The organism is Paenibacillus sp. JMULE4 (genome assembly GCF_013337105.1).
Classification (GTDB): domain Bacteria; phylum Bacillota; class Bacilli; order Paenibacillales; family NBRC-103111; genus Paenibacillus_G; species Paenibacillus_G naphthalenovorans.
The window spans coordinates 250,818-272,235 of record NZ_SGWF01000012.1 but is presented as its reverse complement, the minus strand read 5'-3'; the positions used below and the strand labels follow the sequence as shown (position 1 = coordinate 272,235).

The window sequence follows — 21,418 nt, the reverse complement described above, 5'->3', positions numbered from 1 at the left end:
ATAAGGAGGAGTTTGTCAATGCGGTTTAATCAACGGAATTTATTATCTGCGCTCTGTATCATTTGTATGTTAGTGCTGGTAGCCTGTGGCCAAAATTCTCAGAGTACAGGCGGTCAAACTGCTGCAGTTCCAAATGACAAGGGGAAAAACAGTCAGGAGGGAAACAAATTCCCTCAAAAGGACATTACCATCGTTGTACCTTGGAACGCCGGGGGCGGCAATGATTTAATGGCCCGGAAGCTTCAAGCGATCTTCAAGGATGAACTGGATATTAGCGTGGTTGTTAAAAACGCTCCCGGCGGGAACGGCGTTGTCGGGATTACAGAGGTAGCGACTTCCAAGCCTGACGGATACACCTTAGGTGTGCATACGAGCTCCACTTTGAGCGTTATTGCTCTTGGACAAGCTTCTTTGAAATCGGACAAATTAACGAATATTGCTTTAATATCGGAAGATCCTCTTGTATTGGTCTCCAAAGCGGACGCCCCTTGGAACAATATGAAAGAATTGGTTGAGTATATGAAGACGAAGCCAAATCAAGTCAAGGTAGCGACACCGGGGACAAACAACGTAAACCACGCTGTTGCAGCAATGTTAGGCAGTAGTACCAATGTACAGTTCCAGCATGTTCCTTTTGACGGAGGAGCATTGGTTATTACACAACTCTTGGGTGGGCATGTGGATGTAGCTGTACTCAAACCGAGTGAAAGCATGTCACAAATTAAAGACGGTAATCTGAAAGCGATTGCAATTAATGCTGAAAAACGAATTGACAGTTTGCCTGATGTGCCAACCTTTAAAGAGAGCGGATACGATTTATTTACTTCCGGTGCCGTGAAACAAATTAGCTTTATCGTCGGACCTGCTGGTATGGATCCTGCAATACGCGAACGTTTAACGGAATTATTTAATAAAGCCATACAATCTGACGCATACCAGAAGTTCGCTCACGAAGGGGGATTTATCACCCCAAAGAAAACGGGTAGTGAACTGGATAAAGAAGTAGATACGCTTATAAAAGCATTGTCGGAAGCCTTTTCCAAAATATTCAAACCATAGGGCGTTGTAGAGACATGAGAGTAAGGGTGATCCAAAATCATAAATAATAAAAGGAGTCCTTTATAATGTCATCGACCAAAAACAATGTTATCGAACAAGTGACGGCCATGGTTTTTTCTTGTAGGTTTGATGATATAGCTCTTCGATTCGGGGTAGGCAATATGGTGAAGAGGGATTTGGTCCTCGTGAAAATCACCTGCAGTGATGGAACAATCGGATACGGCGAGGCTCATCATGCTCTAAGCCCTACATCAATTGCGGAACTCATTCGAAGCAGTTTAGCCCCTATTTTGATAGGAGAATCGCCTTTTAACACAGAGGGAATCTGGGAAAAAATTTATCGTCATCAAGTAGCTACTCATGGAGCTGGTACGGCCGTGGCCATCGCGATGAGCGGTATCGACATAGCGCTTTGGGACATCAAAGGAAAAATGCTGCAGCAGCCTGTTTATCGTCTGTTAGGCGGTGAACGGCGTAAGATCAGAGCTTATGCAGGCGGACTCAGTTTAGGCTATCAACCTCTTGAATCCCTGGAAAAAGAAGTGCAAAAATATGTTGAACAGGGGTATACCGCGATTAAGCTGCGTGTGGGCCAAAATCCGAAGAAAGATGCGGAACGTGTTTCTCATATACGCAAAACATTTGGTCCCCAACTGGATATAGCCGTTGATGCTGCTACGCGATATCACATATTGGATGTGCCAGAGGTTGTAAAGTTTTGTGAGGAGAATCATGTTTATTGGCTTGAGGAACCATTTACACCTGATAATATCCAAGCGTACCATGAATTAAGAAAGAGTACCCGAATTCCTATTGCTGCAGGAGAAAATCACTACACCAAATATCAATTCCGAGAACTGTTACAAGCCGGGACCATCGATATCGTGCAAGCTGACTGTACAAAAGCCGGTGGAATTACAGAAGTGAAGAAGATCTCGGACATGGCGGCAGCGTGGCATTTGCCGATGGCTCCTCATACAAGCCAAAGTATGTTAAGTACGGCAGCGAATATCCATTTGCTGTGCGCTATTCCCAACGCTTTGATTTATGAAGCTGATTTAGCGCTCGTGAATCCTTTTCGAGATGAAATGATCAAGTCACCGCTGATTGTCAAAGATGGTTATATTGAACCTAATGATCGGCCGGGGCTTGGACTCGAGCTGGACGAAGAGGCATTAAGTAAATATCCGGGTCTCCCAGGCGCCTGTTATGTTTATAATCTCTAAGCAGACAGCATCAGGGAGTATTTTTCAAGAGGATGTGATGATGTGAAAGCGCAAAATGCAGGCGTTTGGGGAGGACTTGTCCTTTTGATTTATGCAGGAGTATTGTTTGTGGAATCTCTGTCCCTTCGTTATTACACAGCGTATGGGCCGGGACCGGGGTTCTTTCCAATATGGCTAAATGGAGTACTCATCATTCTAGCTTTAGGATATATTTGGCTTTCTTTACGAAAGGAAGTCATCTTGTTTAAAGATATTTTCCCGAAGGGGAAAGATTTGAAGAATGTTTTGTCTGTGCCGGTTTCGATTCTTATATTTATGCTAATTGTGAATACAACCGGCTTTGTTATCGGCTGTACCGTTTTATTATTTTTGGTGCTAGTCCGCCAATACAAATGGAATTTAGCTTTGGGCATTTCCTTGACCACCTCCGTTGTATTGTTTGTAGTGTTTGTTACATTGATGGAAGTTCCATTACCTGTTAATATTTTTGGTTGGTAAGGGAGGAGCGCAATGGACTCATTTGTGCAATTAATGAACGGTTTTGGGGCGGCGCTTACCTGGTGGAACCTGATCTATTGTTTTGTAGGAGTTACCGTGGGAATGCTAGTGGGCGTACTGCCCGGACTTGGCCCTACAACGGCAACCGCTTTGCTGATTCCTCTAACCTTTGGCATGGATCCCGTACCGGCCATTATCATGCTATCCGGTATTTATTATGGTTCTATGTATGGAGGTACAGTAACCTCTGTCTTAATCAATACACCGGGTGAAGCTGCTTCAGTCATTACATGTCTTGATGGATATCCCCTGGCCAAACAAGGGAGAGCAGGCGTGGCTTTGGGTGTGGCAGGCATTGGTTCATTTATCGGGGGGACCATTTCTATTTTAGGGCTTGTTTTTATAGGGCCTCCATTGGCACAATTTGCCCTAAGGTTCGGTCCGCCGGAATTTTTCGCTCTTATGGTATTGGGATTAGTTACCGTCGTAGGTTTAATGGGAAAATCTTTAATCAAGGGAGTCATTGCGGCTTTTATCGGATTGAGTCTATCCTTAATCGGAATCGATCCGGTTTCCGGATCGGATCGGTTTACCTTTGGTGAACCCTATCTTCTTAATGGCTTAGATCTTGTATGTGTTGCGATGGGATTGTTTGGGCTTTCCGAAATCTTATTCGGCATGGAGAGGCTTTCCCAAAACCAAAAACCATATAAAGTTAAAGGTATTTTGCCACGAAAAGGTGAATGGAGTCCTACGCTAAAATCAATCAGCAGGGGAACGGGAATCGGATTTTTGATCGGTTTGATTCCAGGAACCAATTCGGTTATTCCAGCCATTCTGTCGTATTCTGTTGAGAAGAAGGTTGCCAAAGACCCTTCCCGGTTTGGCAATGGCGCTATTGAAGGGGTAGCGGGTCCTGAAACAGCGAATAATTCTTATAGTGGCGCAGCCCTTATTCCATTATTCACCTTGGGTATTCCTAGTTCTCCAACGATCGCAATTATACTAGGGGCCTTTATTATGCATGGACTTACACCGGGGCCGGCTTTATTCCATGAAAAACCGGATTTTGTTTGGGCTATTATTGCGAGTATGTTTATTGGCAACCTATTGTTGCTGATCATGAATTTACCCATGGCAGGATTTTGGGCAAAAATCGCGATGGTGCCTGAGAAATTGCTGTATCCCATTATTTTGGCGATTTCCATTTTGGGGTCGTATACTGTTACCAACAGTCTTTGGGGTGTGGGCGTCATGTTCGTTTTTGGAATCGTTGGTTATTTGCTGAAAAAATTGGACGTCCCCATGGCACCCATTATCTTAACATTTGTTTTGGGTAGGCTGATGGAAACTTCTTTATTGCAATCGCTAAGAATTTTTAACGGAAATATGCTTGAAATCTTTTTACGTCCGATCGCAGGTACTTTATTTGGTATTGCGCTTGTAATTATGATTATCTCTATAGTAAGCGCTTTAAAGAAAAGAAGAACCATACTAGCCAGTGATGTAGAAATGTAAAGTGTTGGATAAATGGGGCAGTTTACCTTTAGGTGGACTGTCCCATTTATTATGGCCGGACTCGGAAGAAAGAAGTGTTGTCATTAAATAAGATTTTAAATATAGTAGTGATATCCGGTAAGAAAAAAGGGGGCAAAGCAAAAACATGCTGTCCATTCACTCGATACATCACGTCAGCCTGTGCGTCACGGATTTGGAGCGGGCCAAAGCATTCTATAAAGAGGTGCTGGGGCTCGAGGAGCTGGAGCGTCCTCCGTTTGATTTTGCCGGAGCATGGTTTGCCGTCGGCAGCGGCGGTCAGCAGCTGCATTTGATTGTTCATCCGGGAGAAACGATCAGGAAGAGCGGGATCGATACGCGGGACGGTCATTTGGCTTTGAGGGTGAAGAGCTATAAGGAAGCGCTGGCCTGGCTGGAATCCTGTGGCATCGAATACGACGCCAGGCCGCATCCCAGAGCCGGGTTTCCGCAAATCTTCATATTGGATCCGGACCGAAACATTATCGAGCTGAATAGCGATATCTGCGATATCGATTGACGATTTATGACAGGAACTGAGGTACCTGTATTTTTTATCAAATTTTTGTAAAATTCTGTTGAATAAATAGTTAAAATATCCTATAATAGGTCTACAGTCTCAGAAATACATAATATACCATTAATTCAAAAGAAAGGAGGAATGTGATGTTGGAGCAGCTGCCTTTGGCCCGACAGCTGGACTTGGTTTTCCGCGAGTTGAAGGAGGAACTCGCGCAGCTCACCTCTGGGACAGTATTCGTCCAAATTCGGAATAACATGATCGGTAAATTCGGAATTCGCCATTTTCCTTTGGAAACGAAGGGGACGGAACTGAAGAAAAACGAACGCGGACTGTCGGAAACCCACCAGCATTCTTTTCGCCAAACCGCGTTAGAATCGTTAAAGCTAAAGTGCTGGACGCATGGGGAAATTCAATTTGAGTTTGCTATGCGCCAAAATTTGTTGTGTACAAGCGTCATCTTCGAATCGAATTATAATATGGCAAGCTTGTATAACGGCTCGAAGCGGTAGGACTAAGATTCAGGACTTTATATTTTTTTTAACCCATTATTCGTTATAAAGAACAGGCTTCCGGCGTTCCCGGAGGCCTGTTCTTTATATTCAGATTTCCGTTATAATAGAATGAAGCGAAAAAAGACGACCCCGTCCTGGAGCCGCCATTGATAAGTATTCGGGTAGTCATTATCTTGTGAATTTGCCTGCAAGCTGCTGCTCGGCAATTTGAACCAGACGACGTGTGATGTGGCCCCCAATTGCTCCGGTGTCACGAGTTGCCATGAAGCCATAGTACCCGTCTTGAGGAATTTGAATGCCCAACTCTTGAGCAACTTCATACTTCAATTGGTCCAAAGCCTGAGAAGCTTGAGGAACTACTAAAGTGTTGCTGCTGCGGGATTGTCCTGCGCCCATCGATCTCACCTCCGTTCATTAGGTAGTATGTTCCAAGGTAAAAATAATACCCAAAAGAAAAATTGGTAAATGTCACCATATGGGGGTTGATGGAATAGATGAGTTTTCATTTGGTTTACAGCGGCTGGTCGTTTGACGCCGATTTACAGATCATTCAGGCGGATGTGCGGATGGAAATCGATGGGGAAATATTGATCGAGGAGCCGCTTTGTGTGGATGTGGGCCTGCCGGCCCTGCTGTTAAGTATGCATGAGGACGTTGAGCCCAATCGCTGGACGGATGCGGAGCGCTGGCATCAGGTGCCTTTTTTCGTCTGCGGCTGCGGCGATCCGGAGTGCCGGGCGTATTCCTTCATTGTCCGTCATCTTCCTGAGAATGAATTGGAACTGACGGAGGTGGAGGAGCGGCAGGATATGCCCCCTCGCAAGCTGGCCGGCTATGTGGTGGATAAAGCGGAATATGTAAGCCAGGTTCGTGCCATCGGTTTGGAGTTTCTCCGCTTTACGAAAGATTTGGACGGCTACCGGCCGTATTACAAAGATACCGTGGAAACCGTAAAAAGCCTTCTTCAGCGGTTGGAGCCGCTGGCCCGGAATGGATCGGCATCATAATATTCCTCAAGCGTAAAAAGCGAGGCTCCCCAACCACCCCATGAATCGGGGGGGTTGGGGAGCCCTTTTTTACTTGGGTGCTATGTCAGAGTGATTTTCCGGGCTTAAGCCCCAAAATCGAAGTTCGGATACACGTAAGGATTTTTCGACGGCTCCGCTTTGGCTACCTTCTCCACCTTCAATACCATAATCTCGATGTCGTTGAATGTGGTTTTGCCGATCGTCCCTGTTACCGTAACCCAACTGTCGTCGGCAAGCGCAGCCGCCCGGTCGTATTCCGCCAGCACCCCGAACGGGGCGGCATCGGCCGAACAGCATTGAATAGAGAAGCGCCCGACTACGAATTGGTTGTTTTTCATTTCTTCCTGACGGTAGACAAATCCGGTCATTTCCAGCTTCTTGCCGATAAACCGGTCGAGATACAGATCCACGGACGTCAACGTTTCAATGAAAAATTCTTCCCTGACCTGGATCAGCTCTTCCTGATACAGCTTTTTCGCATAGTTGGCATACTGCTCCGTAAATTTGTCGGACGGGAACATCTCGTTTTCCGACGCTGCAGTTCCGGAAACCGTACCGGAATCGCCGGGGCCGGGGTCTTCTGTCTTCGTCTCACCGGAATCCGCTTCGCTGCTGTCGGCTCCGGAGGCGCTGCCCAAGGCAAGACCGTCCTTTTTGACGGAGCTCGAGCTGCTCAGGTTCATCCCCTTCTTGGCGGCCAGGCTGCTGCCAAGCGTTGTATCAGGGAGGAGAAACCCGATCAGCAGAGGGAAAGCAAACAGTCCGTAAATGATCGCGTTTTTGAAGAGCGAGCGGGACGGAAGGTGGTCGTGGCCGCAATCGCAGGAGGCCGCCGCCGGCCCGCGAAAGGCTTTTATTCCCCGATACAATTGATAAGCGGCAACGGCGTAAAATGCGATCGCGGACCATTTGACATAGCCGACCATGCGCGGCGCGATGTACAGCAGGATCAGGTCTGTTTTGACGAGATAGGCAATATAGACGGCGAAACCTAATAAAATGACCGCTTTTACCAGATGATGCAGGCTAAGCACACGAGAATTCACAGCGCACACCCCTTGTTTCTGTATTGGCAGCTATAGGAAAAAGATACGCTCAAATAAAAGCGAAGCGGCGAGTACGACAATAACGATTAATATCGAGAGCAGAGCCACGAATTTGGCTCTGAAGGCGGACAACAGCATAAGCGTTCCTTTCACGTCGAGCATCGGTCCAAAGACAAGGAACGTAAGAAGGGATCCGGCCTGAAAGGTCGTTGTAAAGGACGAGGCCACAAAAGCGTCGGAGGTCGAACAAAGCGACAGGACATAACCAAGCGCCATCATAAAAAGATGGGAGCTGACGGCTCCTTCTCCGATCGTGACAAGGCTTTCCCTGGACATAAAGGTTTGGATAACGGCCGTGAGAAACGCGCCGAAAATCAGATATTTGCCCATGTCGAAGAACTCGTCGGATGCATGCCCCAGAATGGCAAACATGCGGCCGGTCTGGCTTTGGCCATGCCCGTGCGCGTGGTGGTGCTCATGGCCGTGACTGTGATGATGACTGTCCTCATGAGTATGTATGTGTTCATGGGAATGGTCATGCTTGTGATCGCGAGCTGTCGGAGCGCTGGAGAATCCGCGCATGGGATTGCTCTTGACAAAACGGTAAATGATCAGTCCGATGGTCGCGGCCACAATAAAAGCCAGCGCCATCCGCGAATAAGCGATTTCCGGCCGGCTGCGAAACGCCATGAAGGTCGAAGCGTACACGACGGGATTAATGATCGGACCCGCCAGAATGAACACAACGGCTATGTAAACCGGCATCCCCTTAAGGACCAGACGGCGGATGACCGGGATCATGCCGCATTCGCACAGCGGGAAGATGATGCCCATTACGCAGGCGAAGATGACGCCAAGCACCGGGTTTTTCGGAGTCAAGCGGCGGATCGTTTGCTCCGAGACGAACATCTGAAGCAGGGCCGCGACGAAGACCCCAAGGAGAACGAAAGGCAGCGCCTCGAGTATGATGCTGATGAAGAGCGTTTTGAAATTTTGTATGCTGTCGGCTGTAATGAAAGACAGATCGGGGGGTTGTTTTTGGGTATAAATAAGAAACAGCATCATGATGCACAGAACAGCAAGGATGTTGGTTATCCATCGGGTGATAATCGTTTGCACGGGTCATGTCTCCTTGTATTTCGTAATAATTATTATATCGTATGCCGGAGAAGACGTATATAGGACAAGAATTTGGGAGTTACGGTTGACAGAGGAATGGCGGTTAGGTACAATGACCTCTAATAAGCGATGACGGGAACAAGTAGACGGAGTCAAGCCCTCCAGAGAGCCGGTGGGAGGTGTGAACCGGCGGGCGGCGGCCGTACGAATGGATCCTTGAGCTGACGGTTGAACGTGCGCTGGAGAACCCCTGTCGGGGCAGTCATGGCTATGCATCCGGTACACCTGTATGCCGTTCCGGCTTCTCCCCGTTACAGGAGATCAAGGCTCGTCCTATGCCTGCGTTATTATACCGGATGGCTGGTCGAGCGAATTAGGGTGGCACCACGGTCTTTCGTCCCTTGCGGCGGAAGGCCTTTTTGTATTGTCAATGGAATGAGGTCGCATAATGAAAGGGAGGCAAACGAAACATGTCCAAACTAAGAGTACTTTCAGGGATGCAGCCGAGCGGCCAGCTGACGCTGGGGAATTATATCGGCGCGCTTCAAAACTATGTCAAGCTTCAGCATTCGCACGAATGTTATTTTATGGTGGTGGATTTGCATGCCGTAACGGTACCGCAGGACCCGGCCGCGCTCAAGGAGCAGACGGAGGCGGTCGCGGCGCTTTATTTGGCGGCAGGGATCGATCCTAAGCAGGCGACGGTATTTCTTCAGTCGACGGTGACCGCTCATGCCGAGCTCGGATGGCTGATGACGACGCTCACGTATATGGGCGAACTGGAGCGCATGACGCAGTTCAAAGACAAATCTGCGGGCAAGGAATCCGTGGGCGCGGGCTTGTTCACGTATCCGTCGCTGATGGCCGCCGATATTTTGCTGTACAACGCGGATCTGGTGCCGGTAGGTGACGATCAAAAGCAGCACTTGGAGCTAACCCGTGATCTGGCCCAACGATTTAACGGCCGCTATGGGGAGACGTTCACCATACCCAAGCCTTACATTCCGGAGGTGGGAGCGCGCATTATGTCACTTGACGATGCTTCCAGGAAGATGAGCAAGAGCAATCCGAATGCAGGCAGCTATATCGCCATGCTGGACGCTCCTGATGTGATCCGCAAAAAAATCAGCCGTGCCGTCACCGACTCAGGGCGCGAGGTAAAATTCGACCCGCAAAACAAGCCGGAAGTAAGCAACCTGATCAGCATTTATTCGCAGTGCGCTGGCAAATCGATCAGTGAAATCGAAGCGCAGTACGAGGGACAAGGCTACGGGCCGTTCAAAAAAGATTTAGCCGAAGCCGTTGTCGCGGTGCTTGAGCCGATTCAGCGGCGGTACGCCGAAATCAGAGGATCCGGCGAGCTGTATGAGGTCTTGCGTCAAGGCAAGGAGAAGGCCGAAGTGCAAGCAAACCGGGTACTTCGTCAGGTCAAAGAAAAAATGGGATTTGTGGTGCTGTAGTTTTTTGGATAAAGGAGTCTGTCCGGACGACGGTTTTTGTCCGCCGGCAGGCTCCTATTCTTTTGATTTTCTCTGCTTTGCTTTTACTACAAATCCCGAGCCGATAAACGCTAATGAAATGAACGCAAAAAGAACCGCCATCCAGGGTCTTCCCGCCGACATAAAGTAGCTGATGGCCGCCAGCAGGGCCGTCCCGACGATTGCAAAAAACAATGCGAGCCCTTTACTCATAACGCATAACACCTGCCTTTCGCAACAACATTTGAAACTTAAAAAGTTTTTTTCAAAAGATGCGTATAGTTCTAAAGCTGTAACACATAATAAGCTTGCAAGCTTGCAAAATTACATCAAAGAAATCATTCAATTGAAAGGAGTGCTGAACATGGGCGCAGGACAATCCCGCAGCAGCAACGCTTTGGTAGTGCCACAAGCTTCTCAGGCATTGGATCAATTAAAGTATGAGGTAGCCCAAGAATTAGGCATCCAAATTCCTCAAGACGGTTACTACGGTTATATGGCAACTCGCGACACCGGCGCAATCGGTGGCCACATCACTCGCCGCCTGGTGCAAATCGCCGAGCAAGCCATTGCTGGCGGCCAAGCTCGCTAATAGTGAGAAGCTTCATCAATATAAGCTCAAGGAGAAATCCTTGAGCTTTTTTATCGTGGATCAAAAAAGAATTCGACGATTCCGCTGGAAATCCCTCCAAAGCCCCGCATTAAGCATCTGAATCACCATCTCCATATTACGCCTACGCCTAATACAAGTCCACACGCAGTTTTTTCTCCAGCCGGGATTCGCTGACCCAGCCGACATAGGAATCCAGCGTCCTGAACTTGGTATCCATCATCAGAACGGCAACAAAAGGATACTGCTTGCGGTGCCGGTATCTCACATCCATCCAACGGACCTCATACCCCCACGGATGCTCTTTGACTTCCGCGCAGGCGAAAGAGGTAAAATACAGGAACGACGCAATATTCGGATGACTTTTGGAGGCATCGACGGCGGGATGGTTATCACAGGTTACCCGGTCAATCCATTTAATGATACCATTTTTGTACTCGCCTAGGGTGAACCAGCCATCCGATCCCTGCTTAATGATTTGCCAATGGTGCAGATGAACCGTCGGAATCAGCGTGTAACGGTCGCCGGGCTTGTAAGACGCATCTTTTTTGTAAAGCCGTGATTCCAGGTCGTGGTGAACCCAGGACCTCCATATATAATAGACGGCAATAAATACATACAATAACGGAAAGAGAACCTCCGGCCTTGCTAGCTGGAGAGCCCATAAAAATATCGCCAGTATGTGGGACAGGAAAATAACGGGATCGAAAATATGGATAATATTCCATGACACCCAGCGGTCCGAGAACGGCCTCAGCGCCTGCGTACCGTAGGTATTGAACAAATCCGTAAATACGTGAAAGGCAACGGCGATGAATACCCACATCGTGACATGAGCCATGGGCAAGCCGTCAAAAAAAAGCCACAGCAAGCCGGAAATGAGCGCTGTCCATATAAAAAGCGCAGGAATCGAGTGTGACAACCCCCGATGATTCTTGATATACACGGCATTCCCTTTGAACCGCAGAAGCGTGTCTAAATCGGGGGCTTGCGAGCCTGCCACCGTTCCGATTAATACTGCCGTGGCAACGGACGGGTTGGCGGCAACGACGGGGTCGACATAGGCGAGGCCTGCCAGTCCAAGTCCAACCACTAGATGGGTTCCGGTGTCCATGTCTAACCTCCAAACACTTTTTTTCATTAGTTTATTGCAGCCGACCAATATTAGTGTATCATTTTCTTCAACAAAATAAAGCAAAGCAGGTGAAAAAATGTACATCGTTTTTGTTGAATACCGGATTGAAGAGGCTTGCAGGAACAAATATCTTGAGTGGTCGGATGGAATCAGGCGGCAGCATCAGCAGTTGGAGCTGTATGAAGGGACCGACCAGCCGAACCTGTTTGTGGAGATTTGGAACGGGCTCAGCGAGGAGGAGTACCATTCGATGAAGCAGGCGAGAGCCGGCGCTGAAGCTGCAGAGGATGATTCGAATCTCTGGAAGCCTCTTGATCATTGGATTAAAGGAGGAAGAGCCAAACTGCATATATGGCATTTTAAAAAAGTAGAATAGTCCATTGTTTGTAGTAAAGAAATCCATGGTTTCTTTATCACGATCACGGTAACCTTACTATAGATATGATCATACCGCCGGAGGATACCGATGGAGAGGAAAAATATTTTTTGGGATCACATTAAGGCCAATCGTTGGCCTTATGTCATAGGGTTTGCATTATTGTCCATATCATCCATGCTTCAACTGATTATTCCATGGCTGCTCGGCCGTTTTACCGATAGCCTGCAAATCGGGGGACTAACTTACGGGCAGGCCGTCAACTTTGCGGTATGGATGGCTTCAGCAGGTCTAGGTATCGCATTCTTCCGTTCGGCGTCCCGCATTTACATGTTTCGTTTATCCCGTCAGCTGGAGATGCGTGTGCGCGGAGAGTTGTTTGCGCATTGGGAAAAGCTGTCGGCCCAATATTTCAACAATCGCCGGATCGGGGACCTGATGTCCCACGCCATCAGTGATGTGGGTGTCATTCGAGAGGTGACGATGCAGGGGTACTATAACGTCATGGAGGCCCTCTTCCTGATCGTCGTATCGGTTACAGCCATGGTGAGTTTCGTTAATCCGTGGCTGACTTTGCTTACGATGCTCCCATTGCCGCTGCTCAGCTTGCTTGCGTACCGTTTCAATAAACAAATCATGCAGCAATCGGCCGACATGCAGGCGGCCATCTCCGATTTAACCAGCCGTGTACAGGAATTTACGGCCGGTATTCGGGTGATTAAGGCATTTGTACAGGAGCAGGCGGTGAGAAAGCTTTTTGCCCAAGACAATCAGCATGCGGTCAATATGAACCGGAGGTTCGTCCGTTCGAATTCGCTGTTCGGGGCGCTTAGCGCCGGCATTGTAGGCTTCAGCTTTCTGGTCTCCGTCGTCGTCGGAGGCATCATGGTGCTCAAAGATGTCATCACGCTAGGTGAATTCGTAGCTTTCAATACCTACCTGTCGCTGCTCATGGGACCTATCGAGAACCTGGGCAAGGTGGTCAATTTGCTGCAGCGCGGCAAAGCGTCCGAGCTTCGGCTGCTCGAAATCTTCAATACTCAGCCGGATATTGTGGATGATGTCATCGCCAAACCGGAGATTGACCGGATTCACGGGGACATTGAGATCCGTAATCTGACCTTCGCCTATCCGGAAGCCAAACGTCCCGCGTTGAGGGATATATCCTTGACGATACCCAAAGGCTCCAGTCTTGCGATCGTCGGAAGGGTAGGCAGCGGCAAGAGCACGCTCGTGCATCTGCTCGTAAGGCTCTACAATCCGCCCAGGGGCACGGTGTTTATCGACGGTCATGACATCCATGAAATACCGCTGAAAACGCTTCGCGGCCAGATTGGCATCGTCCCGCAGGACCAGTTCCTGTTCTCTTCTACGATCCGCGACAATATCGGTTTTGACCCCAAGCCGTACAGTGACGAGCAGGTGGCGGAAGCGGCCAAAATCGCACAGGTGTATGATAATATCGTTGAGTTTCCCCATCAGTTCGATACGCCTCTCGGGGAGCGGGGAATTTCGCTGTCCGGCGGACAGCGGCAGCGCGTCAGCATCGCCAGGGCGGTCATCAAGAAGCCGTCGGTGCTCATCTTCGACGACAGCCTGTCTGCTGTAGATACGATTACGGAGGATCGGATTCTCGAAGGGCTGAAATCCGTTATGAACCAACGGACAACCATTATTATCGGTCACCGGATCTCCTCGGTGCAGCACGCTGACCGGATTATCGTCATGGATGAGGGCCGGATCGTCGAGCAAGGCAATCATGAGCAGCTCTTAGCCTTAAACGGCATCTATGCGGATATGTATCATAAACAGCTCCTAGATCAGGAAGCCGAACGCCAGGACGTGAAGACCCGGCGGCAAGGCTCCTCTGTTTTGCTTCAGGGAGGTACGGGTGCATGAATATTCATGTAGAGAAAGACGTCAAAACATTTAAAGACAGACAACTGCTGGTCCGGCTGCTCTCTTATGCCAAGCCGTATTGGCGAATGGTGCTGTTTTGTATTTTCCTGTCTTTTTTAATTGTGGTCGCCGACCTTGCGCGGCCTTATCTCCTTAAAGTGGCCATTGACGGACACATCAACGGGTTACATAAACCGATGCTGTCGGCAGAAGCTTCCCGGTCGGAGCTCTTCGAAGCATACGGCAGCGTGACGGAATGGAACGGAAAAGCCTATGTGCGTCTGGAGCCTGAAGAAGCGGAAGCCGCCGCGGCTGCTATGCCTCCAGGTACGGAGAAAGCTCAAATCGTCCGCATCGAGGGCAAGGATTGGCTGGTTGCCGGCTGGCTCCGGGAAGGGCAGGAGCAGGCCGCGATAACGGAGGAGGGCGGCAGGCCTGCGATTCGGGCGGCAGGCGCGACCCTGAGCGCCGAGCCGTTGGATTCAACGGCAATGGAAACGTTCCGCAGCCAGGATTATACCGGCTTCTTTCTTTTGGGGGCCGTATTCCTTACTGCGGTCGTTGGTGCCGCGCTGCTGAGTTATCTTCAAAGCAACCTGCTGCAGTATATCGGCCAAACGATTATTTTTAATATCCGGGAGCAGCTATTTCATCATTTAAGCCGGATGTCGATGTCTTATTTTGACCGGAACCCGGTAGGCCGGCTGGTGGTGCGTGTGACGCAGGACACCGAGTCGCTCAACCAATTATACTCCCAGGTGGTCGTCAATCTGATCAAGGACGTCATCGTGCTTATCGGAATTGTCATTGTTATGCTGCAGCTCAGCGTGGAATTGGCGCTGCTGTCCTTCACGGTGCTGCCGTTTCTCGCCGTGCTGACCTTCTGGTATCGTTCCGTGATCAGGGATGCACAGCGGCGGACGAGGGCCCTCTTGTCCCGGTTGAACTCGTTTCTGGCCGAAAATTTGTCCGGCATTCGGATCACGCAGCTGTTCATTCGTGAAGAACGGCAGGGGCAGCAGTTCAACCAGCATAATACGGAGCATTACCAAGCGGGGATGCGAGGAACGGTAATCAACTCGATTTTCCAGCCGGCCATCGGCTTGCTCGGCAACCTGGCCATTGCGCTGCTGCTGTGGTATGGCGGTGCGAGCGTGATCGACGGAGAGATTACCTTCGGGATTGTATATGCGTTTACCCATTACGTAAGGCAGTTTTTCCAGCCGCTCATGAGCCTCGCGGAAAAATATAACCAAATTCAGACGGCGATGGTCGGGGCGGAGCGGATTTTCGATATGCTGGATGAGAAACCCGCGATTGTGGATAGCGCACAGCCGAAGAAGCTTCCGCAGAAGATTCGCGGTGAAATCGCGTTCGAGCATGTTTGGTTCGCTTATAATGAAGGCGAATGGGTGCTGAAGGATGTCAGCTTTACGATTGAACCGGGACAGACCGTCGCGTTCGTTGGCGCTACCGGAGCGGGCAAGAGCTCGATCATCCAGCTGATCAACCGGTTTTATGATATACAGAAGGGCAGCATCAAGCTGGACGGCATCGATATCCGAGAGCTTCCCTTGGACGATCTGCGGAGGGCGATCAGCATCGTGCAGCAGGATGTTTTTCTGTTTACGGGCGATATTGCTTCGAACATTCGCTTGAACCAGGAAGACATTACCGATGAGCAGGTGGTCGAGGCGGCCCGCATGGTGCATATGGACGATTACATCCGTGCTCTTCCGTCAGGCTACAAGACCATGCTGGGAGAGCGCGGAATCAACCTGTCGCTCGGTCAGCGCCAGCTGCTGTCTTTCGCCCGCGCCATTGCGTTCCGTCCGCAGATCCTTATTCTTGACGAGGCCACCTCCAATATCGATACGGAGACGGAGCTGGTCGTCCAGGATGCGCTGCACAATATCTCGGCCGGCCGAACCACGCTGATCGTTGCCCACCGGTTGTCCACGATCCAGCACGCCGATCAGATTATTGTCATGCATAAGGGCAAGGTCCGCGAGATTGGCAATCATTACCAGCTGCTTGCCCAGCGCGGCTACTATTATCGGCTGTACGAGCTGCAGTACAAGGAGCAAAAGCCGATGCCGAAGGCAAGATAGGGGATTTAAAGCTTATAAAGGAATGATGGCGTGAATACATTCAGCCTATCGAAGTTAGTAAGACGACGCTATCGGTTTGTAAGAAGGACAGCTCGTTCAGGCAGCGACTTATACAAAAGGATGCGGATACGGATTAAGCTGTTCAGGCGTTAGCGGTTGCTTCGCATACCCGAGTTCCATAGGCACCCTAAGCACTCTTTCCAGCCCTGACAAGCGGGTAAGGTGATGTCCGAACGTCATCGGCAGCATGCCCGGAATCAGCACTTTGACGCAGTACAGTCCGTTTCGCACGGTTTCCGGGGATGACTGGTCTACTACAATCACATCGAGGTTCAGCCGGCGAAACACGTGAATCAAGCCCTTTAGATCATCGGTCAGATCCGGGGGACTGTCCTTTCGCTTAAATTCCTCATCAAATGTACGCAGCGGACGATGGGTATCTAACAAGAAGTGCAGCCGTTCTTCCGCCTGAGGCAAACTGTACAGCATGACATGGTCCTCCATTTGCTGCACTCGATAGGAATCAAGGAACATGTTCAAGCATTCCTCCCGACGTGCATTAAATGTTTTCTGAAGAATGCACATCAGGCCGGCCAATTCGTGAACCGCACTTTTTGCCGCCCGTATCGGATCTATATGAGCACTGGCCGCACAGATGATATTCATCTTCTCCGGATCCCCGGTTTTCGCCAATGCCCAAATGCTTGGAATTCCATTCTCCATCGTGATGTTAAATAAGTGAATATCATATCCTGCGACAGCCTGTATCCTTTGGATCATCATCTGCAGTTCTTGGTCATTCGCGGAATAGAGGTCAAGGCGGGGGACAGCCAGCCTGGCATACCAGGTCATCAGGAACGAGTCCCGTTCAACCACTTCCAGCATTCCGTAGAAAATGGCTTCCTCTATGCTTCCCCCTAAAGCGCATCCGTTGGACCCTTCTTGCACAAAACTGCCGCCGTAGATCGGGCTATAATAGGCTAGAGACTCCGGAACAAGAATGGGCCGCTCGTGCAAAAACGAATAACCCCATACCCAATTCATCGAGCTGTCAGGGTCAAAAGGCTCGAAAGGGAAATCGGGCCGAGCGTATTGTTCCCGGGTGTATAAGCCCACCTTGGCGGGATCGACGGCTTGATCGGCAAGACGGTTAAAGCTGTCGCAGATTACGGTTTGTTTACCGTGGGGGGCCAATCCGCACCGGCGCTCCAACCCCTCCAGAATGGCGGTCCATTCACTTTTCGCATAAGAGTGGCTCCGTCCCCCAGCGACCTCGTCTCTCGTAGTGAACGTCGGTAAATTCACAGTTACAGAAGCAAAGGGCGAGATGAGATCATGCATTTTTGCATTCAATAGCCCTGTTCTGGAGTCCAGATAGTCTTTGTCCAGAACATCTTTCAGCACCTCTATCGGATGGCAGCGATAACTTCCGTCTCTTATCTTGGGTCGGGGCTGCAGTGAAATTCGGGCTCCAGCGGATGAATCGTCAGGCAACCGGCCGCATACGGGGCACAACGGGTCAGGCAGAAAGAAATGCCGCGAGCTCTTTAGCGTCTCAAGGTTAATGATATACATATGTTCTTTTGTATAAGCTTGGCTTCTCTGCAGTATTCTCATCGTTTCTAAAACAAACAGGCGGGCCGTATGAAGCAATCCTGCAGGGGAACTTCTTGTTTTGCGGGGGATCTCCCCGGACAGCGGCGGCCTATTGAATAAATTTGTCATTGCGTTGGATTCGCCGCTTCCCGCCATATAACGACGGGTCTGCGCACACACGGAGCACCCCGGTCTGCCCGGATAAACAAACGGTCCGACTACCCCCTCATCCAACGAAACGGAACCGTAGAGGCAAGGTATCCCGGCCTGCTGCAGGATCTCTTCCGACTGGTGATCATCGAAGGTATGCCGGTCATCCCGGATCACCAGAACGAGTTCAGCTGCTCTTGGCACCCCTCTGTTCAAATCGGTCTGATGAACGATTTTGCAGTGCTCCGACAATTCGTCGATCACGAGGGCAGCCAACCGGCCTTCTCCGATGATGGCTATAACAGCTTTCATTTGAACACATCCTCCAAAAGTAGTGTGCCTATGCTGATCAAAGGTCAAAGGCAGGCATTCGGGTTAATCCACTATATGAACTTTTAGGGCGGACTTGTTCTTGTTTTAAAAAAATAGTTCATATGTCCAATCATATTTTGTTATCCGTTCATAACTTGTTGATGTAGTGATATTAGAGCAAGGAGGTGCTGATCAATGAGTTTTGTTGGTGGTGGTTTTAGTTGCGGAGGTTTTGGTATTGGTATTGGAGTGATTCTTGTTCTTTTCATTCTCCTGGTCATTGTTTCCAGAGGCTTTATCATCTAATTTCTAAAAACAGTTTGCCGCTGATACAAAATGCATCACAAACTCGGTACCCAACAAAAGCTCCCTTAACATAGGGGGCTTATTCTATTATAGCAACGGGAGTCAAAAATATGGGTTGACAAATAAACGGAAAGAAAATAAGATAGGAAATGTAACCGGTTCCGTAAACCGGTTACATCATGGCTATCGTAAAGTTGGTGAACTCAGTGAAGAGCCTTTCTAAACCGTTTAAACAACAATCCCACCGGTCGACAATCGGTGATGTGGCACGTGAGGCGGGCGTATCCAAGACGACCATATCGCGATATTTAAGCGGGCAATTCGATTCGATATCGGAACAAACCCGCAAAAGAATTGAACAAACGATTGCCGATCTGAAATACAGACCAAACCGGATGGCGCGCGGGCTAAAACGGGATCGCAGCTTCTCCATCGGGATGATTGTCGCCGATATCACCAACCCTTTTTCGACTTCGATATTACGCGGCGTGGAGGATGTTTGCACGAAGCATGGATACAGCCTGATGGTGTGCAATACAGATAATGACCCGGTGAAGGAAAAGGAATACATCATGATGCTTCAAGCCCATCGGATTGACGGATTGATCATCAATTCAACCGGCCACAATAATGAGTACTTGCACGAACTGGCTGAGGAACAAACGCCGGTCGTACTGGTTGACCGTAAAATGCCGGAGCTCGGCTTTGATACGGTCGTTACGAATAATGTTCAAGCCACCACGGAAGCCATGCGTTTTTTCCTGCAGCAAGGATATGAAAGAATAGCGTTCTTTACACAGCCGGTTGAGAAGGTGAGTTCACGCAACGAACGCTCCAACACCTTTCACCAGTTTCTTGCACAAGCGAACCATCCCAGCATCACGGATGTTTATGTCGTTGATTTCCGGGAGAATGGACAATTGGAGCAAAAGCTTGAGGCCTATCTGTCAAGCTCCCAGGGCCAATTCCGATTATTGTTTGCGGTAAACGGTGTCATGCAGCTGAAAATACTGAACGTCCTGCAGCAGAAGGGGCTCCGGATCCCTGAGGATATTGCAGTAGCCTGTTTTGACGATCTGGACTGGGCTCCGGTCATTCCTCCCGGAATTACAACCATTGCACAGCCTACCTATGAAATCGGTGTCAATGCCATGGAGCGTGTGCTTAAGCGGATTATGGGCGATCAATCCCCCGCGGAAACCATTGAACTTCCGGGTAAATTAATCATCCGGGGATCGACCCCGTCCAAAACGAAGTAACGTTTGGAAGCTGTTGAGACCGACTCATTTGGGACGATTGACTTTTTCCAATACGCATCTGGAATGGGTTAACCATGCGGAGCCCGATTCCTTGACGTACACCCATCCTGAGCTGTACAGGTATCACGGTTATCAGGGCAAAGTGTTTGAGGAAGAAGATAATTATCAGAACAAAGGCAAAGGGAACGCAGGGAACATAGATAACACCGGGAACAAAGGTAATCCCGGGAACAAAGAAACCAGTCCTGTAGAGCAGAAAGAACAGAGTAACACCGACGGAGGTGGGCATCATGGGCATTAAATGGGATGAGTTTTTTATAACGGGGGATCCGTTAATTCTAGGTTCTCAGATTGCCATTCTTTTGACCATAATCGGGATTGTCGCAACACTGACTTATCTCAAAAGGTGGAGATGGCTGTGGAAGGAATGGCTGACCACCGTCGACCATAAACGGATCGGAATTATGTATATCATCTCCGCTGTTCTGATGTTTTTCCGCGGAGGCATGGACGGCTTGTTAATGAAAGCGCAAACGTCCAGGCCGGAATTGCAGTTTTTGAACGCTCAGCATTACAACGAAATTTTTACGACGCACGGTGTGATTATGATTCTATTCATGGCGATGCCGTTCCTGATCGGATTGATGAACGTCATTATTCCTCTGCAAATCGGAGCGAGTATGCCTACAGCCGCAACTGCCGCCGCCATGTGCCATTCGAATACCAGAAAGAATCCGGTAATGCCGAACACCACGCACATGATAAACGGAAGTCCCGTATTGCTGGGCATATGAATCTCTTCAATTTCCTCTTTTTTAAGTGTCAGGCCTACGTTGTTCTTTTTCATACTCATCTGTCATTCCCTCCTGTAATGTAATATTTTACACTATCACTATCCGATCGGATTTGTAAACTTTTTAAACGGCAATTCCATATTTTGATTAAACTCCAAATGAAAAAAGCTTAAGCTCCTCATCCAAGAAGTGCTTAAGCTTTTTTATGCTCGTCTTTTAAGAAAAACCCGGCTGCCGGCCCTTATCTAAACTGCATTGGGAGGGATGGGCATGGGTTCCAGCCGCTAAGCCGCTTACAGATCACGACCCTCGGTTCGAGCCGCACACTGGCCACTGCGCTGAAAATCAACCTTACAAGTGGCCATTTTACTTTGCTGCTGGCTGTTACGCTGAAATTCAACTTATCAGCCGACGATTTTACTTTTTCGCTCTCTGCTGCGCTGATTTTCAGCTTTACAGCACGTTAATGTCCCGCCATCCAGGGACGGTTTGCTGTGTGATGATGGCCTCCTTGGCGATGCGGGGAATGGTTGTGGCTGTGTCCATGGTGATGAGCGTCCTGTTCCCGCCTGACCACCTTCGGTACTGCACTTTGTTCCACACGGCGGCGCAGCGCATAAGGCGTCAGAATAACACCGGGCGGCGTATACATCCGATTGGCTGGATTGTCGCAGGTGACACAAGGAATACTTTCCTTGACGCTGCTCATGCTCATCCACTGTACGAACGGTCCACAGTTTTGACATACAAACTCATATTGCGGCATATCGTCATCTCCTCTTGAGCCTGTTCATCGGTGGAGCAAAGGGGCTACCCATCGGATGGTGCCCCGCGCATTCACGATT

21 protein-coding genes, 2 pseudogenes and 1 other annotated feature are annotated in these 21,418 nt (G+C 49.3%); of the genes and pseudogenes, 16 read left to right on the top strand and 7 right to left on the bottom strand.

The features are described from left to right. The first annotated feature begins 18 nt into the window (after window positions 1-18). From EXW96_RS10930 to EXW96_RS10905, 6 genes are all read left to right on the top strand, one after another. Complete coding sequence (locus EXW96_RS10930) at window positions 19-1,059, top strand: tripartite tricarboxylate transporter substrate binding protein (RefSeq protein ID WP_062406437.1); 1,041 nt, start codon at window positions 19-21, stop codon at window positions 1,057-1,059. Between the two features lie 65 nt (window positions 1,060-1,124). Further along, entirely contained in the window at window positions 1,125-2,285 is a 1,161-nt protein-coding gene (locus EXW96_RS10925; RefSeq protein ID WP_062406439.1) for a mandelate racemase/muconate lactonizing enzyme family protein, read from the top strand. Window positions 2,286-2,327: 42 nt separating this feature from the next. After that, complete coding sequence (locus EXW96_RS10920) at window positions 2,328-2,783, top strand: tripartite tricarboxylate transporter TctB family protein (RefSeq protein ID WP_054817622.1); 456 nt, start codon at window positions 2,328-2,330, stop codon at window positions 2,781-2,783. 12 nt (window positions 2,784-2,795) lie between these two features. Then, the gene (locus EXW96_RS10915) at window positions 2,796-4,301 is read left to right on the top strand and encodes a tripartite tricarboxylate transporter permease (RefSeq protein ID WP_062406440.1); all 1,506 of its coding nucleotides are present in this window, start codon (window positions 2,796-2,798) and stop codon (window positions 4,299-4,301) included. Window positions 4,302-4,446: 145 nt separating this feature from the next. Further along, window positions 4,447-4,839, top strand: coding sequence for a VOC family protein (locus tag EXW96_RS10910; RefSeq protein ID WP_054817649.1), 393 nt, complete (start codon window positions 4,447-4,449; stop codon window positions 4,837-4,839). Between the two features lie 143 nt (window positions 4,840-4,982). After that, window positions 4,983-5,351, top strand: coding sequence for a hypothetical protein (locus EXW96_RS10905; protein WP_054817623.1), 369 nt, complete (start codon window positions 4,983-4,985; stop codon window positions 5,349-5,351). A 171-nt stretch (window positions 5,352-5,522) separates the two neighbouring features. Here EXW96_RS10905 and EXW96_RS10900 read toward each other — a convergent pair whose 3' ends face one another. Continuing rightward, on the bottom strand, window positions 5,523-5,750 hold the full coding sequence (locus EXW96_RS10900) for an alpha/beta-type small acid-soluble spore protein (RefSeq protein ID WP_054817624.1): 228 nt from the start codon (window positions 5,748-5,750) through the stop codon (window positions 5,523-5,525). Window positions 5,751-5,848: 98 nt separating this feature from the next. Between EXW96_RS10900 and EXW96_RS10895 the strand changes: the two genes are divergently transcribed. Continuing rightward, the gene (locus EXW96_RS10895) at window positions 5,849-6,361 is read left to right on the top strand and encodes a hypothetical protein (protein WP_137670662.1); all 513 of its coding nucleotides are present in this window, start codon (window positions 5,849-5,851) and stop codon (window positions 6,359-6,361) included. Window positions 6,362-6,465: 104 nt separating this feature from the next. Here EXW96_RS10895 and EXW96_RS10890 read toward each other — a convergent pair whose 3' ends face one another. Together EXW96_RS10890 and EXW96_RS10885 are read right to left on the bottom strand one after the other, a co-directional pair. Beyond that, complete coding sequence (locus EXW96_RS10890; protein WP_174350541.1) at window positions 6,466-7,428, bottom strand: TIGR03943 family putative permease subunit; 963 nt, start codon at window positions 7,426-7,428, stop codon at window positions 6,466-6,468. Between the two features lie 30 nt (window positions 7,429-7,458). Next, window positions 7,459-8,493 carry a permease gene (locus EXW96_RS10885; RefSeq protein WP_074728121.1) on the bottom strand — a complete coding sequence of 345 codons (1,035 nt, stop codon included), beginning with the start codon at window positions 8,491-8,493 and terminating at the stop codon, window positions 7,459-7,461. 174 nt (window positions 8,494-8,667) lie between these two features. Continuing rightward, window positions 8,668-8,952, top strand: a binding site (T-box leader). Between the two features lie 65 nt (window positions 8,953-9,017). On the opposite strand from EXW96_RS10885, the gene trpS reads away from it, so the two are divergent. Next, on the top strand, window positions 9,018-10,007 hold the full coding sequence (gene trpS / locus EXW96_RS10880) for a tryptophan--tRNA ligase (protein WP_074727996.1): 990 nt from the start codon (window positions 9,018-9,020) through the stop codon (window positions 10,005-10,007). Between the two features lie 54 nt (window positions 10,008-10,061). Here trpS and EXW96_RS10875 read toward each other — a convergent pair whose 3' ends face one another. After that, a complete protein-coding gene (locus EXW96_RS10875) occupies window positions 10,062-10,238 on the bottom strand; it encodes a DUF5325 family protein (RefSeq protein ID WP_171005951.1) in 177 nt (58 codons plus the stop codon). A gap of 151 nt (window positions 10,239-10,389) precedes the next feature. On the opposite strand from EXW96_RS10875, the gene EXW96_RS10870 reads away from it, so the two are divergent. Continuing rightward, window positions 10,390-10,617, top strand: a complete 228-nt coding sequence (locus EXW96_RS10870) for an alpha/beta-type small acid-soluble spore protein (protein ID WP_054817650.1) — start codon at window positions 10,390-10,392, stop codon at window positions 10,615-10,617. Window positions 10,618-10,765: 148 nt separating this feature from the next. Here EXW96_RS10870 and EXW96_RS10865 read toward each other — a convergent pair whose 3' ends face one another. Continuing rightward, window positions 10,766-11,749: a metal-dependent hydrolase gene (locus EXW96_RS10865; protein WP_062406445.1), complete on the bottom strand. Its 984-nt coding sequence runs from the start codon at window positions 11,747-11,749 to the stop codon at window positions 10,766-10,768. A gap of 97 nt (window positions 11,750-11,846) precedes the next feature. Here EXW96_RS10865 and EXW96_RS10860 point away from each other — a divergent pair, with 97 nt between their 5' ends. The 3 genes from EXW96_RS10860 (at window position 11,847) to EXW96_RS10850 (ending at window position 16,156) form a co-directional block, all read left to right on the top strand. Continuing rightward, window positions 11,847-12,146, top strand: a complete 300-nt coding sequence (locus EXW96_RS10860) for a hypothetical protein (RefSeq protein ID WP_074727994.1) — start codon at window positions 11,847-11,849, stop codon at window positions 12,144-12,146. Between the two features lie 90 nt (window positions 12,147-12,236). After that, a complete protein-coding gene (locus EXW96_RS10855) occupies window positions 12,237-14,045 on the top strand; it encodes an ABC transporter ATP-binding protein (RefSeq protein WP_062406448.1) in 1,809 nt (602 codons plus the stop codon). Further along, a complete protein-coding gene (locus EXW96_RS10850) occupies window positions 14,042-16,156 on the top strand; it encodes an ABC transporter ATP-binding protein (RefSeq protein WP_174350540.1) in 2,115 nt (704 codons plus the stop codon). The genes EXW96_RS10855 and EXW96_RS10850 overlap by 4 nt, the downstream gene beginning before the upstream one ends. A 108-nt stretch (window positions 16,157-16,264) precedes the next feature. On the opposite strand, the gene EXW96_RS10845 is transcribed toward EXW96_RS10850, so the two are convergent. Next, window positions 16,265-18,214: a TOMM precursor leader peptide-binding protein gene (locus tag EXW96_RS10845; protein WP_174350539.1), complete on the bottom strand. Its 1,950-nt coding sequence runs from the start codon at window positions 18,212-18,214 to the stop codon at window positions 16,265-16,267. A 195-nt stretch (window positions 18,215-18,409) separates the two neighbouring features. On the opposite strand from EXW96_RS10845, the gene EXW96_RS10840 reads away from it, so the two are divergent. The 4 genes and pseudogenes from EXW96_RS10840 to EXW96_RS10825 all read left to right on the top strand — a co-directional run. After that, window positions 18,410-18,520, top strand: coding sequence for a sporulation protein YjcZ (locus EXW96_RS10840; RefSeq protein WP_082660603.1), 111 nt, complete (start codon window positions 18,410-18,412; stop codon window positions 18,518-18,520). Between the two features lie 179 nt (window positions 18,521-18,699). Beyond that, window positions 18,700-19,779 (top strand): LacI family DNA-binding transcriptional regulator, encoded by a 1,080-nt coding sequence (locus EXW96_RS10835; RefSeq protein ID WP_174350538.1) that lies wholly within the window; start codon window positions 18,700-18,702, stop codon window positions 19,777-19,779. Window positions 19,780-19,789: 10 nt separating this feature from the next. Next, window positions 19,790-20,080, top strand: a pseudogene (locus EXW96_RS27450) (cytochrome aa3 quinol oxidase subunit II); the annotation flags it as partial. Beyond that, a pseudogene (locus EXW96_RS10825) lies at window positions 20,076-20,456 on the top strand (cbb3-type cytochrome c oxidase subunit I); the annotation flags it as partial. The pseudogenes EXW96_RS27450 and EXW96_RS10825, both read left to right, overlap by 5 nt. Before the next feature lie 580 nt (window positions 20,457-21,036). Here the strand turns inward: EXW96_RS10825 and EXW96_RS10820 are convergent. Then, window positions 21,037-21,339: an FmdB family zinc ribbon protein gene (locus EXW96_RS10820; protein ID WP_174350537.1), complete on the bottom strand. Its 303-nt coding sequence runs from the start codon at window positions 21,337-21,339 to the stop codon at window positions 21,037-21,039. Between the last annotated feature and the right edge of the window lie 79 nt (window positions 21,340-21,418).

Coding starts and splice junctions, on each gene's coding strand:
- EXW96_RS10875 (WP_171005951.1), bottom strand. CDS start 10,238: ATGAGTAAAGGGCTCGCATTGTTTTTTGCAATCGTCGGGACGGCCCTG.
- EXW96_RS10850 (WP_174350540.1), top strand. CDS start 14,042: ATGAATATTCATGTAGAGAAAGACGTCAAAACATTTAAAGACAGACAA.
- EXW96_RS10845 (WP_174350539.1), bottom strand. CDS start 18,214: ATGAAAGCTGTTATAGCCATCATCGGAGAAGGCCGGTTGGCTGCCCTC.
- EXW96_RS10820 (WP_174350537.1), bottom strand. CDS start 21,339: ATGCCGCAATATGAGTTTGTATGTCAAAACTGTGGACCGTTCGTACAG.
- EXW96_RS10895 (WP_137670662.1), top strand. CDS start 5,849: ATGAGTTTTCATTTGGTTTACAGCGGCTGGTCGTTTGACGCCGATTTA.
- EXW96_RS10915 (WP_062406440.1), top strand. CDS start 2,796: ATGGACTCATTTGTGCAATTAATGAACGGTTTTGGGGCGGCGCTTACC.
- EXW96_RS10860 (WP_074727994.1), top strand. CDS start 11,847: ATGTACATCGTTTTTGTTGAATACCGGATTGAAGAGGCTTGCAGGAAC.
- EXW96_RS10910 (WP_054817649.1), top strand. CDS start 4,447: ATGCTGTCCATTCACTCGATACATCACGTCAGCCTGTGCGTCACGGAT.
- EXW96_RS10855 (WP_062406448.1), top strand. CDS start 12,237: ATGGAGAGGAAAAATATTTTTTGGGATCACATTAAGGCCAATCGTTGG.
- EXW96_RS10885 (WP_074728121.1), bottom strand. CDS start 8,493: ATGATGCTGTTTCTTATTTATACCCAAAAACAACCCCCCGATCTGTCT.
- EXW96_RS10840 (WP_082660603.1), top strand. CDS start 18,410: ATGAGTTTTGTTGGTGGTGGTTTTAGTTGCGGAGGTTTTGGTATTGGT.
- EXW96_RS10835 (WP_174350538.1), top strand. CDS start 18,700: ATGGCTATCGTAAAGTTGGTGAACTCAGTGAAGAGCCTTTCTAAACCG.
- EXW96_RS10930 (WP_062406437.1), top strand. CDS start 19: ATGCGGTTTAATCAACGGAATTTATTATCTGCGCTCTGTATCATTTGT.
- EXW96_RS10925 (WP_062406439.1), top strand. CDS start 1,125: ATGTCATCGACCAAAAACAATGTTATCGAACAAGTGACGGCCATGGTT.
- EXW96_RS10900 (WP_054817624.1), bottom strand. CDS start 5,750: ATGGGCGCAGGACAATCCCGCAGCAGCAACACTTTAGTAGTTCCTCAA.
- EXW96_RS10865 (WP_062406445.1), bottom strand. CDS start 11,749: ATGGACACCGGAACCCATCTAGTGGTTGGACTTGGACTGGCAGGCCTC.
- trpS (WP_074727996.1), top strand. CDS start 9,018: ATGTCCAAACTAAGAGTACTTTCAGGGATGCAGCCGAGCGGCCAGCTG.
- EXW96_RS10870 (WP_054817650.1), top strand. CDS start 10,390: ATGGGCGCAGGACAATCCCGCAGCAGCAACGCTTTGGTAGTGCCACAA.